The sequence below is a fragment of the Kribbella sp. NPDC050281 genome (genome assembly GCF_040655855.1).
In the GTDB taxonomy this organism is placed as follows: domain Bacteria; phylum Actinomycetota; class Actinomycetes; order Propionibacteriales; family Kribbellaceae; genus Kribbella.
Genome location: NZ_JBFAKS010000006.1, coordinates 129,681 through 144,294 on the forward strand (window position 1 = coordinate 129,681; position 14,614 = coordinate 144,294).

Annotated in this window: 13 protein-coding genes; 7 read left to right on the top strand and 6 right to left on the bottom strand. The window is 68.0% G+C overall.

Annotated features, from left to right (window positions below; translation table 11 throughout):
• Positions 1 to 53: 53 nt before the first annotated feature.
• Positions 54 to 1,529, bottom strand: a complete 1,476-nt coding sequence (locus AB0I34_RS08990; RefSeq protein WP_360441885.1) for a M28 family peptidase — start codon at positions 1,527 to 1,529, stop codon at positions 54 to 56.
• A gap of 152 nt (positions 1,530 to 1,681) precedes the next feature.
• Between AB0I34_RS08990 and AB0I34_RS08995 the strand changes: the two genes are divergently transcribed.
• Positions 1,682 to 2,431, top strand: a complete 750-nt coding sequence (locus tag AB0I34_RS08995; RefSeq protein ID WP_360441888.1) for a DinB family protein — start codon at positions 1,682 to 1,684, stop codon at positions 2,429 to 2,431.
• Between the two features lie 95 nt (positions 2,432 to 2,526).
• A complete protein-coding gene (locus AB0I34_RS09000; RefSeq protein WP_360441891.1) occupies positions 2,527 to 3,411 on the top strand; it encodes an NAD(P)H-binding protein in 885 nt (294 codons plus the stop codon).
• Between the two features lie 165 nt (positions 3,412 to 3,576).
• Here AB0I34_RS09000 and AB0I34_RS09005 read toward each other — a convergent pair whose 3' ends face one another.
• Positions 3,577 to 3,888, bottom strand: coding sequence for a hypothetical protein (locus AB0I34_RS09005; RefSeq protein ID WP_360441894.1), 312 nt, complete (start codon positions 3,886 to 3,888; stop codon positions 3,577 to 3,579).
• Here AB0I34_RS09005 and AB0I34_RS09010 point away from each other — a divergent pair.
• Complete coding sequence (locus AB0I34_RS09010; RefSeq protein ID WP_360441897.1) at positions 3,887 to 4,408, top strand: hypothetical protein; 522 nt, start codon at positions 3,887 to 3,889, stop codon at positions 4,406 to 4,408. The two genes, AB0I34_RS09005 and AB0I34_RS09010, sit on opposite strands and share 2 nt — an antisense overlap.
• A 267-nt stretch (positions 4,409 to 4,675) precedes the next feature.
• On the opposite strand, the gene AB0I34_RS09015 is transcribed toward AB0I34_RS09010, so the two are convergent.
• Entirely contained in the window at positions 4,676 to 6,064 is a 1,389-nt protein-coding gene (locus AB0I34_RS09015; protein WP_360441900.1) for an FAD-binding oxidoreductase, read from the bottom strand.
• Positions 6,065 to 6,180: 116 nt separating this feature from the next.
• Between AB0I34_RS09015 and AB0I34_RS09020 the strand changes: the two genes are divergently transcribed.
• Positions 6,181 to 7,431 carry a lactate racemase domain-containing protein gene (locus tag AB0I34_RS09020; protein WP_360441902.1) on the top strand — a complete coding sequence of 417 codons (1,251 nt, stop codon included), beginning with the start codon at positions 6,181 to 6,183 and terminating at the stop codon, positions 7,429 to 7,431.
• 92 nt (positions 7,432 to 7,523) lie between these two features.
• Positions 7,524 to 8,975, top strand: a complete 1,452-nt coding sequence (locus tag AB0I34_RS09025; protein ID WP_360441905.1) for an NAD(P)/FAD-dependent oxidoreductase — start codon at positions 7,524 to 7,526, stop codon at positions 8,973 to 8,975.
• A 276-nt stretch (positions 8,976 to 9,251) separates the two neighbouring features.
• On the opposite strand, the gene AB0I34_RS09030 is transcribed toward AB0I34_RS09025, so the two are convergent.
• Positions 9,252 to 10,625 (bottom strand): cystathionine beta-synthase, encoded by a 1,374-nt coding sequence (locus AB0I34_RS09030; RefSeq protein WP_360441908.1) that lies wholly within the window; start codon positions 10,623 to 10,625, stop codon positions 9,252 to 9,254.
• 94 nt (positions 10,626 to 10,719) lie between these two features.
• Here AB0I34_RS09030 and AB0I34_RS09035 point away from each other — a divergent pair, with 94 nt between their 5' ends.
• Both AB0I34_RS09035 and AB0I34_RS09040 read left to right on the top strand, forming a co-directional pair.
• Positions 10,720 to 11,748: an SGNH/GDSL hydrolase family protein gene (locus AB0I34_RS09035; RefSeq protein ID WP_360441911.1), complete on the top strand. Its 1,029-nt coding sequence runs from the start codon at positions 10,720 to 10,722 to the stop codon at positions 11,746 to 11,748.
• 130 nt (positions 11,749 to 11,878) lie between these two features.
• A complete protein-coding gene (locus AB0I34_RS09040; protein WP_131363087.1) occupies positions 11,879 to 12,109 on the top strand; it encodes a DUF4287 domain-containing protein in 231 nt (76 codons plus the stop codon).
• Between the two features lie 77 nt (positions 12,110 to 12,186).
• On the opposite strand, the gene AB0I34_RS09045 is transcribed toward AB0I34_RS09040, so the two are convergent.
• Together AB0I34_RS09045 and AB0I34_RS09050 are read right to left on the bottom strand one after the other, a co-directional pair.
• Positions 12,187 to 13,416, bottom strand: coding sequence for a VOC family protein (locus AB0I34_RS09045; RefSeq protein ID WP_360441915.1), 1,230 nt, complete (start codon positions 13,414 to 13,416; stop codon positions 12,187 to 12,189).
• Between the two features lie 117 nt (positions 13,417 to 13,533).
• A complete protein-coding gene (locus tag AB0I34_RS09050; RefSeq protein WP_360441918.1) occupies positions 13,534 to 14,373 on the bottom strand; it encodes a Bax inhibitor-1/YccA family protein in 840 nt (279 codons plus the stop codon).
• Positions 14,374 to 14,614 lie beyond the last annotated feature (241 nt).

Below are 14,614 nucleotides of genomic sequence, written 5' to 3' on the forward strand. Positions count from 1 at the left end.
AGGGGGGCGTCTCCACCCCGCATCGGGGGCGGGGTGGAGACGCGGCCGGGGGGTCAGTCGGGGATGGTGGTCAGGTTGAAGGCGTAGCGGGCGGTGGAGTCGGCGATGGCGTCGGAGTTGACGTCCAGGGCGGTGGCGTTCACGTTGGCGAGGGTGTCGCAGGCCTCGTGGTAGCAGAGGTCGTACGCGACTCCCGGCGTACCGCCGAACAGGGCTGCTTCCTCAGGTGTCTTCTCGCCTTCGGCGCCGGTGAAGATGCCGCCGGCGGGGATGCCTGCCGCGATGAACGGGCCGTAGTCGGAGCGACCGTCGAAGTCGGTGCCGACATGACCGAGGCCGCGGCTGTTGAAGAACGTCTCCAGCCGATTCTCGATCTGGGCCGAGCCGGCCGGCCCGGCCGGCGCGCCGACCGCGTCGGAGTCGTCGCCGTCGTACAGCTTGTAGGCGAAGTTCGGCGAGGCGATCATGTCGAAGTTGAGGTACAGCCGGATCCGATCCCGATCCGCCGCGGACAGCTTCGCGACGTACTGGTCGGACCCGAGCAGCCCGAGCTCCTCGGCGGCCCAGAACGCGAACCGGACCTTGTTCTTCACCGGGACCTTCGCGAGTTGCAGCGCGGTCTCCAGGATCGCCGCCGCACCTGAGCCGTTGTCGTTGATTCCTGGGCCTTCCGGCACGCTGTCGAGGTGAGCGCCGACCATGACCACGTTGTTCGGATCGCCCTTCTTGGTTTCGGCGATCACGTTGTAGTCGGTGCCGAGTTGCAGGTTCGCGTCGACCTTCAGATGAACGACCGCGCCCGGGCTCGCGGCCAGCTCGGTGCCGACGGAGAAGTCGGCGTACACCATCGGGATGCCGAGTCGCCACTCACCGAGGTCGAGCGGTCCCGCATCCGTGCGGCCCGGCTGGCCCTCGTTGAAGACGATGATCGCGCTGGCTCCGGCATCGCGAGCGTTCTGCACCTTGGCGATGAACGGGCACGTGCCGCGCTGGACCAGCGCGATCCGGCCGGCCACGAAGCCGGCGAAGTCCGACGTCTCGCATCCACTCGTCGATGTCGGGGTGGGTGTCGGCGGCAGGACCAGGTCCACGGCCTGGATCTGCGCCGTCACGTCACCGGACGGCGACGGCTGGAAGGTGACGAACTGCTCGTTCGGTACGTACGTCTGACCGCCCGTCACCGCGAGCGTCGGCGGGCTGTTCTCCGTCCAGCTCTCGACGAAGTTGGCCGGATCGAGTGTGACCTTGTACCCCGCGGCCCCGAGCCGGAGTGCGACGTAGGCAACCGAGCGGTCGTAGCCCTTGGTCCCGGCCGCACGGGTCCCGCCGGACGCGTTGGCGATCGCCTGTAACGCGTCGAGGTGTTTCTTGACGTTCTTGCCGTCGACCTTCTTGACCAACTGTTTGGCGTAGTGCTCGTCGTTCGGTACGGCGCTCGCCGGTGCCTGCTGCCCGGCGACCAGAGCGAGCACAACGGCAACGCCGATGGCGCCACGACGACGGTAGGAATGATGACGGAAAACACTCATAGCTCCCCCACGAAGCGGATAGACCAGTCCCCCAGGTCCGACGCTGCTCGCAATCTAACCCGGCCGATCAGACGCGACCAGAGCTCGCGAGTGGCTTGTTTTTCTTGGGGTTCCGGAAGAAGGGTGTCCGGAATGTGTTTTAGCTTGAAAATATGGAAAACGTGGATGCGATCGAGCGGGCTGATTTGCGCGGTGTGGTGGTTCGGGATGTTGATTTGCGCGGCGCCCGGTTCGAGCGGGTGAAACTGCGTGGTGCGGTGATGCGTGGGATGGATCTCGGGCAGGTGCGGATCGACGGCGACATCGAGGGTCTGGTGATCAACGGTGTCGATGTCGAGGGCCATGTGTCCGCCGAGTTGGACCGGCGGTACCCCGATCGCGTGAAGATGCGGCCGACCGACGTACCCGGGTTCCGGGAGGCATGGGATGTGGTCGAGCGGCTGTGGGACGGGACCGACGAGCGGGCGCGGAAGCTGCCGCCCGAGTTGCTGCACGAGAGCGTGGACGGGGAGTGGTCGTTCATCCAGACGCTGCGGCACCTCGCGTTCGCCACGGATGCGTGGATTGGCCGGGTGATCCTGGGCGACCCCGCGCCGTGGCATCCGCTGGATCTGCCGTTCGACGAGATGGGCGAAACACCCGGCGTTCCGTGGGATCGCGACGTACGCCCGTCCCTCGAGGAAGTCCTGCAGTTGCGCCGGGACCGGGTGGCTGTCGTACGCCGGTACGTCGACGACCTCACCGAGGACGCCCTGAACGCCGACACCACCCCCGTCCCCGGCCCCGGCTGGCCGCCGCCGGACAACTACTCGATCCGCGAGATCCTCCTGTTGCTCCTCAATGAGGAATGGCAACACCGCCTGTACGCCGAACGCGACCTCGCCACCCTCGAGTCCACCTAGTTGCCGAGCACAACCTCCGTGATCTCTCCTGAGCCGGGTTGAGGGGTTGCGTCGGTGGGGGTTGGGGGTCACCTTCGAGGTAGGGGGTGGGTCTGATGATGCTGGTTGTGGGTGGGACGGGTGAGTTGGGTGGGCGGGTTGTCCGGCTGTTGGTGGGGGCTGGGCAGGAGGTGGTGTGCCTGGTGCGGCCGCAGTCGGACGGGAGTCGGCTGGAAGAGGCTGGGGCGAAGGTGGTTCGGGGGGATCTGACGGACAGCGCGAGTCTTCAGAAGGCGTGTGAGGGGGTCAGCACGGTTGTCGCCACCGCGACTGCGATTGCTCGGCTGTTGGCGCGCGTACCTGGGCCGTCGTTGCACGAAGTCGACGAGGTGGGGATGGTTGCCCTGGTCGACGCGGCCCAGGCGGCCGGTGTGGAGCGATTTGTCTACGTTTCGTACGCCGGTGTCGAGGCGGGCCTCGGTCTACCGCTCGAGCGCGCCAAGCTGGCTGTCGAACGGCGATTGAAGGCCTCGAGCATGCGGGCCGTCATCGTGCGGCCGGATGCCTTCCACGAGATTCATCTGGCACCACCGGGCCGCTTCGACATCGCCAACGGCAAGGTGTCGACCATCGGGAAGGGCGACGCCAAGCAACGATGGGTGAGCACAGACGACGTCGCGGCTCTCGTCGCGGCCGTGGCGGTCGAGCCCGATCCGCCCGAGCTGATCGAATTCGGCGGACCGGAGGCGCTCAGCCGGAACGAAGCAGTCGCCATCGCCGAGCAGTTCACCGGCCGGCGCCTGAAAGTGCAGCACATGCCGCGGCCCGTCGTCCGCGTGATGGTCCGCATCCTCAGCCGCACCAACGACGGGATGGCGTCGGCGTTGGGTGTCGGCCTACTCCAGGACCTGCACGACGCACCCTGGGACGACGAACCGTTGCGCAGCCGGGGTATCACACCGCGCTCGACCACCGACTACCTCCGCGACTGCACGAGTTGAGCTAGTGTCCTGAGTCGGAAGTTCGGCGAGAGATTTCGGTGTTCAGGTGCGTGCATCGGGGTGCTTGAGCAGTGGCCTCGATGCGGAGCATCGTGGGCGCTGGGCAAGTGCCGCGAGGTGCGTGCCTGGGCGCCGAAAGCGCCGTCGAGCTTCCGACTCAGGACACTAGGTCTCCAGCGCGTCCGCGTGCCGATGGAAGACCTTCCAGGCGCCGCCTTCGCGACGGTAGAGCTGGGCCGGATGAGAGGGTGGGCGCGTGCAGTGGCTGAGGCGGCAGGCGGGGTTGTTGTTGGGGTTGGGACTCGTGTGCGGGCTGGGGTGGGCGATCGCGGTGTCGACGGCGATGCCGAGCTGGTTCGATCCGAGCGAGGCGTGTGAGAAGAAGCTCCACGGCGGCAGCACGATCGAGGTGCACACGTCATGGTTCCCGCCATCGGCCAGCTGTGACTTCGGTGGCGGCGATGTACGCCAGTACATGTCGACGACTCGATCGACGGTGCTTTCCGTTCTCGGCGTACTGATCCTTGTCGTCCTGGTGACCGGTCTTGTGCTGACGATCAAGCGGTTGTCCGGCGAGCCAGGTCCGACCCGGCGTGCGGAGGGGGTCGATCTGCGCCGACGGAGGCGCAACCAGTTGACCTTCGGAGCGTTGGACGTTCTCGTCGCCGTCGCTGTGCTGGTGTTCTTCAACGCGGTCGCGATCGTGCTCGGCGAGATCGTCGGCGGGGTCCTTTTCGTCGTCACCACGATCGCCGGACTGAGCGCGCTCTGCACCGCCCTCGATCGGCACATGGGTCCATTGCCCAGTACGGCGCTCGAGAGCCGGCGGCGGGGCACGATCACGGGCGCGACTCTGTTCGGCGTGATCTTCACGGCAACCGCGGTCACCGGCCAGCTACCGTTCTTCCGTCTGTGGGCAGCCCCGCTGGCCGCCATCACGTACGCCGCCGCCGTACACCTCCAGTGGTCCCGGCAGCGCGATCCGGTCACCGTCTAGTTGCATCTGGTCCTGAGCATTCTGAATCTCCCCGCGCCGAGGAACTGACAGACCGGGGCATTTCGACAGGAGGTGTCACGCCGAACAGGTACTCGGCACGCTCAGCAGCACCTGCACAACGCGCCGATCACTCGACACCTCCTGTCCGTTTGTCTCTTCGGCGACGTTGAGCACGGATCGACCACATCGGCGGATCGCTGGTGGTTGTTTGGTGCACGAGGTCGCGCGTTCGTCCCAATGTCACCATCGTCCTGGCCGGATGCCTTTCTAGCTCGGCCAGCCCGGCTCGATGTTCTGGTTCAGGTGGAAAACGTTCTCGGGGTCGTACTCGCACTTCACCCGGGACAGCCGCTGGTAGTTCGCCTCACCGAATCCGGCGATCACCCGGTTCTGGCCCTCGTTACCGATGAAGTTCAGGTACACGTACCCGGTCGACCACTCCTTCAGGTCGTTGCACAGATCACGGGCCCAATGGATCCCACGCTCGTCGTCGGCCGGATCCGCCCACAGGCCGAATGGATGGACCACCCAGGCGGCCTGCCGATGCGGCAGCGGCCACTTGTCCGCGGCCCGCAGTACCTCACCACCCCACGGCACGCAGATCTGCTGCGACGGCGACGGGCACGGCATGTCCACGACCCGGTCGGACAACGCCTGGATCGCCGGGTCGGGCAGCGACGACAGATGCTCGGCCGACCAGTAGTTGCGGAACCCCGGCGGATCGTCGAGCGACGACTGCAGCACGTCGTACGGCATCTCCGAGACCATCTGCACTTCCGGTGCCAGCGCGAACATCGGCGCGAGCGCGTCCCGCAGCTCCGGCTCGCCGCCGGCGTAGACCCCGGCCACCGCGACGGTGAGCTTGCCCTGCAGGTGCTGCGGCACGAAGTCCTCGGGCGGCCCGGTCAGGTAGATCGCTCCGCCACCAAGCTCCTCCGGTGCCCCCTGCTCGATCAGGTCCCGGTACGCGCGGAACACCGCCGGACCGGCGTCCGCGGGCCACATCAGCAGCCCGAGTGTGACCGCCGGCAACGGCTGCAGCTTGAACGTCATCGACGTCGCGACCCCGAAGTTCCCGCCGCCGCCGTGCAAGGCCCAGAACAGCTCGGTGTTCTTCGTCTCGTCCGCGATGACCAACCGCCCATCGGCAGTGACCAGCTCGACCGACACCAGCGCGTCGCAGGCCAGACCGAACTTGCGTTCCAGCCATCCCGATCCGCCACCGAGGGTGAGCCCGGCGACACCGGTCGTCGAGACCCGGCCGCCCGTCGTCGCCAGCCAGTACGGCCGGCAGGCCCGGTCGAAGTCACCCCACGTCGCGCCGCCGCCGACGCGCGCGAGCCGCGCCTCCGGGTCGATCTGTACGTCGTTCAGCCTGCGCAGGTCGACGACCAGACCACCCTCGGTGACCCCCGTCCCGGCCACGCCGTGACCACCGCCGCGGACGGCGAGCTCGAGGTCCTGGGCGACGCCGTACCGGACCGCCGCCTGGACGTCGGCCGCGGACTCGCACTGCGCGATCATCGCCGGCCGCTTGTCGATCATCGTGTTGAACACCGTCCGGGCGTCGTCGTACGCCGCGTCCCCGGACCGCAGGACCACTCCCCCGAATCCCTCGGGTCGCGCCCCCGGCGGCCGTTCGATCGTGTCGGACATGCTGATTTCCCCCTCGCCCTAGCTCCCGCTCCCCCAGGTGCCACCCCGATCGTGCAACGCCGCCACCCACCGGTCAACGGCTGGACCGAGGCTGAGGGCTCGGTAAGGTCGGGAGTGTGAGCACAGCGGCGGTGATCGGTGGAGTGGGCCAGGTCCTGACCGACGACGAGGTGATGAGCTTCGTCGGCGACTCGTTGGCCGGTGCCGGACTGGACGGGCGCAGTGTCTGCGTGATCGTCCCGGACGCCACCCGGAGCTGCCCGCTCCCGTTGCTGATGAAGGCGGTCCACCAGGCGCTCGACGGCCGGGTCAGCAAGCTCACCACCTTGGTTGCCCTGGGCACGCATGCGGAGATGACGCCGGACCAGCTCCGCGACCACCTCGGCGGCGAGTACGACGGCGTACTGAATCACGAGTGGTGGAAACCGGACACGTTCGTCGATCTCGGCACGATCAGCGCGGACCGGGTCGGCGAGATCTCCGACGAGATGCTGCGCGACGAGGTCCCGGTCAAACTCAATCGGGCCGTGGTCGAGCACGACGTCGCGCTGGTCGTCGGCCCGGTGTTCCCGCACGAGGTGGTCGGTTTCTCCGGCGGCAACAAGTACTTCTTCCCCGGTGTGGCCGGCCAGGAAGTGATCGACCTGTCGCACTGGCTCGGCGCCCTGATCACCAGCGCGAACATCATCGGTACGCCGGGCATCACGCCGGTGCGGGCGCTGATCGACGAGGCCGCGTCGCTGATCCCGGCGGAGAAGCTCGCGCTGTCCGTGGTCGCGCAGTCCGGCACGGACTCCCTGCACGCGATCGCCTTCGGTGACACCGCCTCCTCGTGGCGCGCGGCCGCCGACATCTCCGCCCAGACCCACATCCGTTACCTGGACCAGCCGGTCCGGCGGGTGGTCTCGATGATGCCGGCGAAGTACGCCGACATCTGGACCGCGGCGAAGGGCTTCTACAAGGTCGAGCCGATCGTCGCCGACGGCGGCGAGGTCATCCTGTACGCGCCGCACGTGACCCGGCTGGCCGCGATGCACCCGGAGATCGAGGAGATCGGGTACCACTGCCGCGACTACTTCATCGGCCAGTGGGAGAAGTTCCGCGACCTGCACTGGGGTGTGCTCGCCCACTCGACCCACCTCCGCGGCGTCGGCACCTGGGACCCGGCGACCGGCGAGCACCTCCGCGTCCAGGTCACGCTGGCCACCGGCATCCCGGAGGACGTCGTCCGCGGCGCCAACCTCGGCTACCTGGATCCGGCGAGCGTCGACCTGGCCGCCCTCGAGAACGACCCCGACACCCTGGTCATCCCGAACGCCGGCGAGATCCTGCACCGGTTGGCGGACGCCAAACACTCATCAACGTGACCGATCGGCCCGGCTCCACGCTCGAGCGCGCCCGCTGACGGCCGTTGATGAGTGCTGGAGGTCCGCGTGACTCGCCGGTAACCTTCGTCGGTATGACTGAGGTCGTGATCATCGGGGCCGGGTTCGCCGGGCTGTGTATGGGGATCAAGCTGCGGCAGGCCGGGTGCGAGGACTTCGTCATCCTCGAGAAGGCCGCCGAACTCGGTGGCACCTGGCGGGACAACACCTATCCCGGCTGCGCGTGCGACATCCCGTCGTACCTCTACTCGTTCTCGTTCGAGCAGAATCCCCACTGGACTCGCATGTTCGCGCCCTGGGACGAGATCCTCGGCTACCTCCGGCACTGCGCGGACAAGTACGGCATCACCCCGAAGATCCGGTACGGCGCCGAGGTGACCGAGGCCGCGTTCGACGAAGCCACCGGTCAGTGGACCGTGACCGTGAACGGCGACGAGACCATCCAGACCCAGGCCCTGGTGACCGGCGTCGGCAGCCTGCACGAACCCAAGCGGCCGGACCTCCCCAGCCTCGATTCCTTCGCCGGTACGACGTTCCACTCGGCGCAGTGGAATCACGACCACGACCTGCACGGCCGCAACGTCGCGGTGATCGGGACCGGCGCGTCCGCGATCCAGTTCGTCCCGCGGATCGCCGAGGAGGTCGCTCAGCTGGACGTGTACCAGCGGACCGCACCGTGGGTCATGTCCAAGCCGGACCGCGCGATCGGCCCCCGGGAACGCCGGCTGCACGAACGGTTCCCGGCCGGTCAGCGCGCGATCCGGAACGCCATTTACTGGGGTCTCGAGGGTCGCGGCGCCGGGTTCGCGGGCACCCCGAAGTTGATGAAAGGCCTGGAAATCCAGGCCAAGCGGCATCTCCGCAAGCAGGTGCCCGATCCGGATCTGCGGGCCAGGCTGACTCCGGCGTACCAGATCGGCTGCAAGCGGATCCTCTACTCCAACGACTACTACCCGGCCCTCGGCCGGTCGAATGTGGACCTCGTCACCACCCCGATCACCCGGGTCACCCCGACCGGCGTGGTCACCGCCGACGGGATCGAGCGGCCGTGCGACACGATCGTGCTCGGCACCGGGTTCGACGTGTCGGCGAACCTGACCCGGATGCCGATCCTGGGCAAGGACGGCGTCGACCTGGCCGACCACTGGAAGCGTGAGGGGATCGGCGCGCACCTCGGCATCACCGTCGCCGGCTACCCGAACCTGTTCCTGCTGGCCGGCCCGAACACGCTGCTCGGCCACTCCTCGATGGTGTTCATGATCGAGGCCCAGGTCCGCTACGTCATGCAGGCCCTGCACCTGCTCCGCCGCCGCGGAGCGTCGTACGTCGAGGTCCGCGAGGAGGCGCAGGAGCGGTTCGTCAGCGGGATCCAGGGTGAGCTCGGTGACACGGTCTGGCAGTCCGGCTGCAGCAGTTGGTACCTGGATGCGGCCGGGCGCAACTCGACGATCTGGCCAGAGTTCACGGTCTCGTACTGGCGCCGCACCCGGCGGCTCGATCCGGCCGACTTCGTCCTGGTCCACTAGGGGCGTATCACCTAGGGGTTTACCCGCACTCCCGAAGTAGGAGTAGGCAGGCTCCACCGTACGACCTTGGGATGAAGGCAAGACCGGTCCGAGGGCCGATGTCCGAACGGCCCCGCTGAAGGATTCTTGAGGTATGGAAATTCTTCAGATTGCCGGAGCGGCGGCGATCGTGATCGGCATCGTGGTCACGGTCCTGCTCGCCATCGTGCCCTCGGTCGTAGACCGATAAGTCTCCCCCACCGGGGAGTCAGCCCGCGCGGTCACACCGCGCGGAGGTCAGTCGGCGGACAGGTGGACCAGGAGGTCCTGACGGGTCAGGACGCCCACCGGTTTGCCGTCGTCCAGCACCATCAGAGCGTCGCGGTCCTCGAGCAGCTGGACCGCCCGGGCGACCGGTTCGCCGGCGCCCAGGGACGGCAGCGCGGGGTCCATGTGTAGCTCGACCATGTCGGCCAGCCGGGCGTTGCCGGAGTACAGGGCGTCCATCAGCGTCCGCTCCGACACCGCCCCGGCGACCTCGGCCGCCATCACCGGTGGCTCCGCCCGGACGACCGGCATCTGCGAGACGCCGTACTCGCGCAGGATCTCGACCGCCTCGGCGATCGTCTCGTGCGGGTGCGTGTGCACCATCGGCGGCAGGCCGCCGTCCTTGCGGGCCAGGATCTCACCGAGCGTGACGCCCTGCCGGGTGTGCGCGAGGAACCCGTACTGCGCCAGCCAGTCGTCGTTGAACACCTTCGTCAGGTAGCCGCGGCCGCCGTCCGGCAGCAGGACCACGACGACGGCTTCGGGATCGTCGAGTTCGTGCGCGAGCCGGATCGCGGCCGCCGCGGCCATGCCCGCGGAACCGCCGACCAGCATGGCTTCCTCGCGGGCCAGCCGCCGGGTCAGCGCGAACGAGTCCGCGTCCGAGACCTCGATCACCCGGTCGCAGATGTCCCGGTCGTACGTCTCCGGCCAGAAGTCCTCGCCGACACCCTCGACCAGGTAAGGCCGGCCGGTACCACCGGAGTACACCGAGCCCTCCGGGTCCGCGCCGATGATCTGCACCCGGCCGCCGGAGACCTCCTTCAGGTACTTGCCGGTGCCGCTGATCGTGCCGCCGGTGCCGACGCCCGCGACGAAGTGGGTGATCTTCCCCTCCGTCTGCTCCCACAACTCCGGACCGGTGGTCTCGTAATGGGAGCGGGGATTGTTCTGGTTGGCGTACTGGTTCGGCTTCCAGGCTCCGTCGATCTCGCGGACCAGGCGGTCGGAGACGTTGTAGTACGAGTCCGGGTGCTCCGGGGCCACCGCGGTCGGGCAGACCACGACCTCGGCGCCGTACGCCTTCAGTACGTTGCGCTTGTCCTCACTCACCTTGTCCGGGCAGACGAAGACGCACTTGTAGCCCTTCTGCTGGGCGACCATGGCCAGCCCGACCCCGGTGTTGCCGGACGTCGGCTCCACGATCGTGCCGCCCGGCTTCAGCTCGCCGGAGGCTTCCGCGGCCTCGATCATCCGGACCGCGATCCGGTCCTTCACCGAGCCGCCGGGGTTGAAGTATTCGACCTTCGCCAGCACCAGCGGCTTGGCGCCGTCGGTCGTACTCCCCAGCTTCACGAGTGGGGTGTTGCCGACCAGGTCCAGGAGTGAGTTCGCGTAGCGCACGTCCTAACTGTAGTGCTCATCCGGCCGGACGAAGTTGGGCGCGTCTTTGCCATATATCACTTGCTTGTCTGTCACAGCGTGTAATCCTGGAGGTATGACAAGAGCCCGGGCCGCGAAGCGACTGGCCCAGGCCGCAGCCTTCGGTGGCGGGGGACTCGGACTCATCGGTGCCACGTTGTACGGCGTACTGACCGCTGAGGCCGAGTACGCGAAGCGCGTGATCGGGCCGACGCGTTACTACCCCACTCCGGGCGACGGCCTGTATGGCTGGTTTCCAGGACGTCCGATCACCTTCGCCATACTCGGCGACTCCAGTGCTGCCGGGTACGGCACCGAGTCGCCGGACGAGACGCCCGGGGTGATGCTCGCCTCCGGACTCTCCGAACTGGCCAAACGGCCGGTGCGGCTGGTCGACGCGTCGAAGACCGGAGCGAAGTCGACCGACCTCGCCGGGCAGGTGGACACCGCCCTGCAGGCCGGGCCGCATGTCGCGGTCATCCTGATCGGCGTGAACGACGTGAAGGCGAAGATGCCGCCCTCGACGTCGGTCCGGCTGCTCTCGGCCGCGGTCCGCAGGTTGCGGGCCGCGAACTGTGAGGTGGTGGTGGGTACCTGCCCCGACCTGGGTGTGGTCCGGACGATCATGCCGCCGCTGCGGCAGGTCGCCCGGTCCTGGAGTCACCGGCTGGCCGCCGCTCAGACCATCGCAGTGGTCGAGGCAGGCGGCCGGACTGTGTCTTTGGGCTCTCTGCTCGGCGAGGTGTTCCGGACCAACCCGTCGATGTGGGGCCGGGACAACTTCCACCCCTCGGCCACCGGGTACGCCGCCGCGTCCGCCGCGCTGCTGCCGTCGGTCGCGGCCGCGATGGGGGTCGGGCCGGAGTCGTTCGTGCATCCGGAGCCGTTCCGGGGCGAGGCGATCCTGCCGATCGCGGAGGCCGCCGTCCAGGCCGCCCGGACGGCCGGCACCGAAGTCGCCGCGACCGAGGTCGCCGGGCGGGAGCGCGGCCCGCGAGGTCCCTGGGCCTCCTTGCGCCACCGCCGCCGCCACCCGAAGGCCGAGGTCGACCGGGTCGACGAGGACACCACCGAGACGACAGACGCCGTACCGGTCGGAAGCTAACCCTGGAAGGGGCCTGCGACGATTTCGTGCGTCCGCTGAGCGGGGACATTCATGGCGGAAGTCTTGCCTGTGGGTGTCCTCGTGGTGCACAGTCGATAACTACGCGGTACCCCGATGACGGGAGGCGAAGATGGGCTTGAGCCACTCCGAGGAGACGCATCAGCGTCTGGTGGAGAGGGTGCCCAGGTGCACCGGACGTGAGATGACCGAGTGGTTCCAGCTGATGAACGACGGACCGTCGTTCCTGCGCTTCGATGACCGAGTGAGATGGCTCTCCAGCGAGTACGCTCTCGCCCACGGGCACGCAACAGCCATCGTTCACGAGTACGACCTGGTCCGGGCGCACCGGCGAATGAGCTGACCCCGAAGGAGAACCTCACAAGACCTGCCCTTTCAGGTGGAAGGGCGGGTCTTCGCCGTTCCCGGGGGTGTTCTGGGTCAGACGATGGCCACCTCGTTGCCTTCGGGGTCTGCTAGTCGGTAGTGGTTCGGGGTTTGGGAGATCAGGCGGCCGCCGGTCGAGAGGGCCGCGTCAATGCGGGATCGGGCTTGGTCCTGGGGGACGGCCAGCTCGAGGGCGAGGCGGTTGCGTTGGTGGTGGCGGGGCTTGTCGGCTGGGTCCAGTTGCTGGAAGAAGAGGACCGGGTTGAGTCGGCGCGGGTCGTAGATGTCGGTCAGGAACAGCCGTGGGTCGTGCTGGTAGCCGAGCAGGGCTGTCCAGAACGCGCGGACCGCTGGTACGTCGACCGCGTCGAAGCCGAGCTGGACGAAACGCAAGCGCGTGGGATCGGCGGACAGTCCTAACTCACCGGCCGCCTTCTGAATCCCAGCGGCCAAGTCCACGAACGCGGGCCGAGGTGCGCCCTCGTCGTCCTCCCACTGATCCTTCCCGCTGTCGATCGTGACGCCGTCCGGGCGTACGTCGACCAGGACCGGCACACCACCGTCGTCCGCCAGCTGAGCGACCGCCGTCGCCAGACCTACCGCCTGTTCGGCCGACGTGGTCGGGTAGAACGTCATCCCGCCGAAGTTCGCCAGCCAGTCAGTGGTCTCGTTCGAGAGCTCACCACCGGGAACCAGGTCGGCCTCGTTGCCCTCATCGTCGGCGAGCGTGAGCTCGTAGGCGCCGAACGCCTCCTGACCAAGAGTGGCCTTGACCGCATCCACCGCCGCGGGATCCCGCCCGACGTCGACGTGGATCCGGTTGCGCAGCGGCCGCGGCTCATCCAGCCCGCGGAACGACACGGCCGGATCACGCCGCAGCGGATCCCGGAGACCGTCGGCACCGACCGGCTCATACGCCAGCGTGGTCTGCCAGAAGGCCTTCACCGACGGTGTGTCTGCGGCATCGATCACCAGGCGCATGACCTGCAACGCCGCCGGATCCGCCGCCAGGCCCAGCTCGCGAGCCGCCGCCGAAACCCCACTGGCCAACTCCGCGTCGGCCCCGGTCAGATCCGCCGAGGGCCTGCCGATCCGCACCCGCACACCACTGGCGCGCAGATCCACCTCCGGTAGACCGCCACCGCCCGTCAGGGCCGCGATCCGGGCGAGCAGCGCCGCACCTCCGCTCAGCGACGGCGCGTCGTACCAAGCACTCGCCCCACCATCAACCACCCGCCAGTCGGCCTGCTCGAACTCGGCGGCGGTCACTCGCTCCTCGGTCATGGCCCAAGGCTAGAACCACATCCGGACGTTTCCTGTCCGGATTCCCGAACTACTCGGGAAAGGCCGAAGGGCCGGTCCACCTGGGCCGGCCCTTCGGATGTCGTGGTGAGCGTGGGGTCAGTCGCCGCCGCGCAGGATCGCGAGGATGCGGAGCAGGTTCCAGTACAGCCAGACCAGGGTGACGGTCAGGCCGAACGCGGCCCGCCAGGCCTCGCTCTGCGGGGCGCCGTGGCGGACACCCTGCTCGATCATGTCGAAGTCGAGGATCAGGTTGAAGACCGCCAGCCCGGCACCGAGCGCGGCGAACACCAGGCCCATCACGCCGAAGCCGCCGATCCCGGAGTTGAAGCCGAACAGGCTCGCGATCAGGTTGATGACCAGTACGCCGGCGAAGCCCATCGTCGCGAGGATCACCATCTTGGTGAACCGCGGCGTGACCTTGATCTGGAAGTACTTGTACGTCGCCAGCGTCAGCGCGGCCGTCACGAGCGTGGCCAGCACGGCCTGCACGATGATGCCGGAGTCGCCGACCCAGTTCGCGATGAACTTGCTGCCGATCCCGAGGAACACGCCCTCGGCCGCGGCGTACAGCATCACCAGCACCGGGTTGACCCGGCGCGAGAAGGACAGCACCATCGCCAGCGCGAACGCGACCAGGGCACCGGCCAGGAACGCCGGGGTGACCACGCTGACCGGGATGACGTTCCAGGAAATCGCGGCGACGACCGAGACGACACCCAAGGTGGCGGCGGTCCGGACGATCACGTCGTCCATCGTCATGGGGCGGCTGTCGGCCGGCGCGCCTTGGTACTGCTGGGGCGGCATGCCGGGACCGCCGTACTGACCCGGCTGCTGGTAGGGACCCGGCTGACCGTACGGAGCTGCCCCGGGATAGGCCTGGCCTTGGCCAGGCGCGAACGCACTCGACCGGTTCAGGACCGGGTTACTGCTCTGCATGTCTGTCAATCCTCCTGGTGACCCACATCCGGGGCCGTAGCGAGATACTACGGTCCCACCCTTAACAACATCTGAGAATCACTCGTCTGTTCCCCAACCGAAATCCCCCTGGGCAAACGGTTGCACAACTCAATCGCTCCCCGATGCAACCCGCGGGATCATGGCGGAAGTCGGGCGAATCGGCCAGACGCGGCTCGGCGTCGTACCTGTATGGGCAGGTACGACGCTTTGCCGGTGGCCA

What these genes read in the sequence shown, in the direction of transcription:
- AB0I34_RS09005 (WP_360441894.1), bottom strand. Translation starts at nt 3,888, where the DNA reads ATGTACTGGCGTACATCGCCGCCACCGAAGTCACAGCTGGCCGATGGC.
- AB0I34_RS09000 (WP_360441891.1), top strand. Translation starts at nt 2,527, where the DNA reads ATGATGCTGGTTGTGGGTGGGACGGGTGAGTTGGGTGGGCGGGTTGTC.
- AB0I34_RS09040 (WP_131363087.1), top strand. Translation starts at nt 11,879, where the DNA reads ATGGGCTTGAGCCACTCCGAGGAGACGCATCAGCGTCTGGTGGAGAGG.
- AB0I34_RS09025 (WP_360441905.1), top strand. Translation starts at nt 7,524, where the DNA reads ATGACTGAGGTCGTGATCATCGGGGCCGGGTTCGCCGGGCTGTGTATG.
- AB0I34_RS09035 (WP_360441911.1), top strand. Translation starts at nt 10,720, where the DNA reads ATGACAAGAGCCCGGGCCGCGAAGCGACTGGCCCAGGCCGCAGCCTTC.
- AB0I34_RS09045 (WP_360441915.1), bottom strand. Translation starts at nt 13,416, where the DNA reads ATGACCGAGGAGCGAGTGACCGCCGCCGAGTTCGAGCAGGCCGACTGG.
- AB0I34_RS08990 (WP_360441885.1), bottom strand. Translation starts at nt 1,529, where the DNA reads ATGAGTGTTTTCCGTCATCATTCCTACCGTCGTCGTGGCGCCATCGGC.
- AB0I34_RS09015 (WP_360441900.1), bottom strand. Translation starts at nt 6,064, where the DNA reads ATGTCCGACACGATCGAACGGCCGCCGGGGGCGCGACCCGAGGGATTC.
- AB0I34_RS09050 (WP_360441918.1), bottom strand. Translation starts at nt 14,373, where the DNA reads ATGCAGAGCAGTAACCCGGTCCTGAACCGGTCGAGTGCGTTCGCGCCT.
- AB0I34_RS08995 (WP_360441888.1), top strand. Translation starts at nt 1,682, where the DNA reads ATGGAAAACGTGGATGCGATCGAGCGGGCTGATTTGCGCGGTGTGGTG.
- AB0I34_RS09010 (WP_360441897.1), top strand. Translation starts at nt 3,887, where the DNA reads ATGTCGACGACTCGATCGACGGTGCTTTCCGTTCTCGGCGTACTGATC.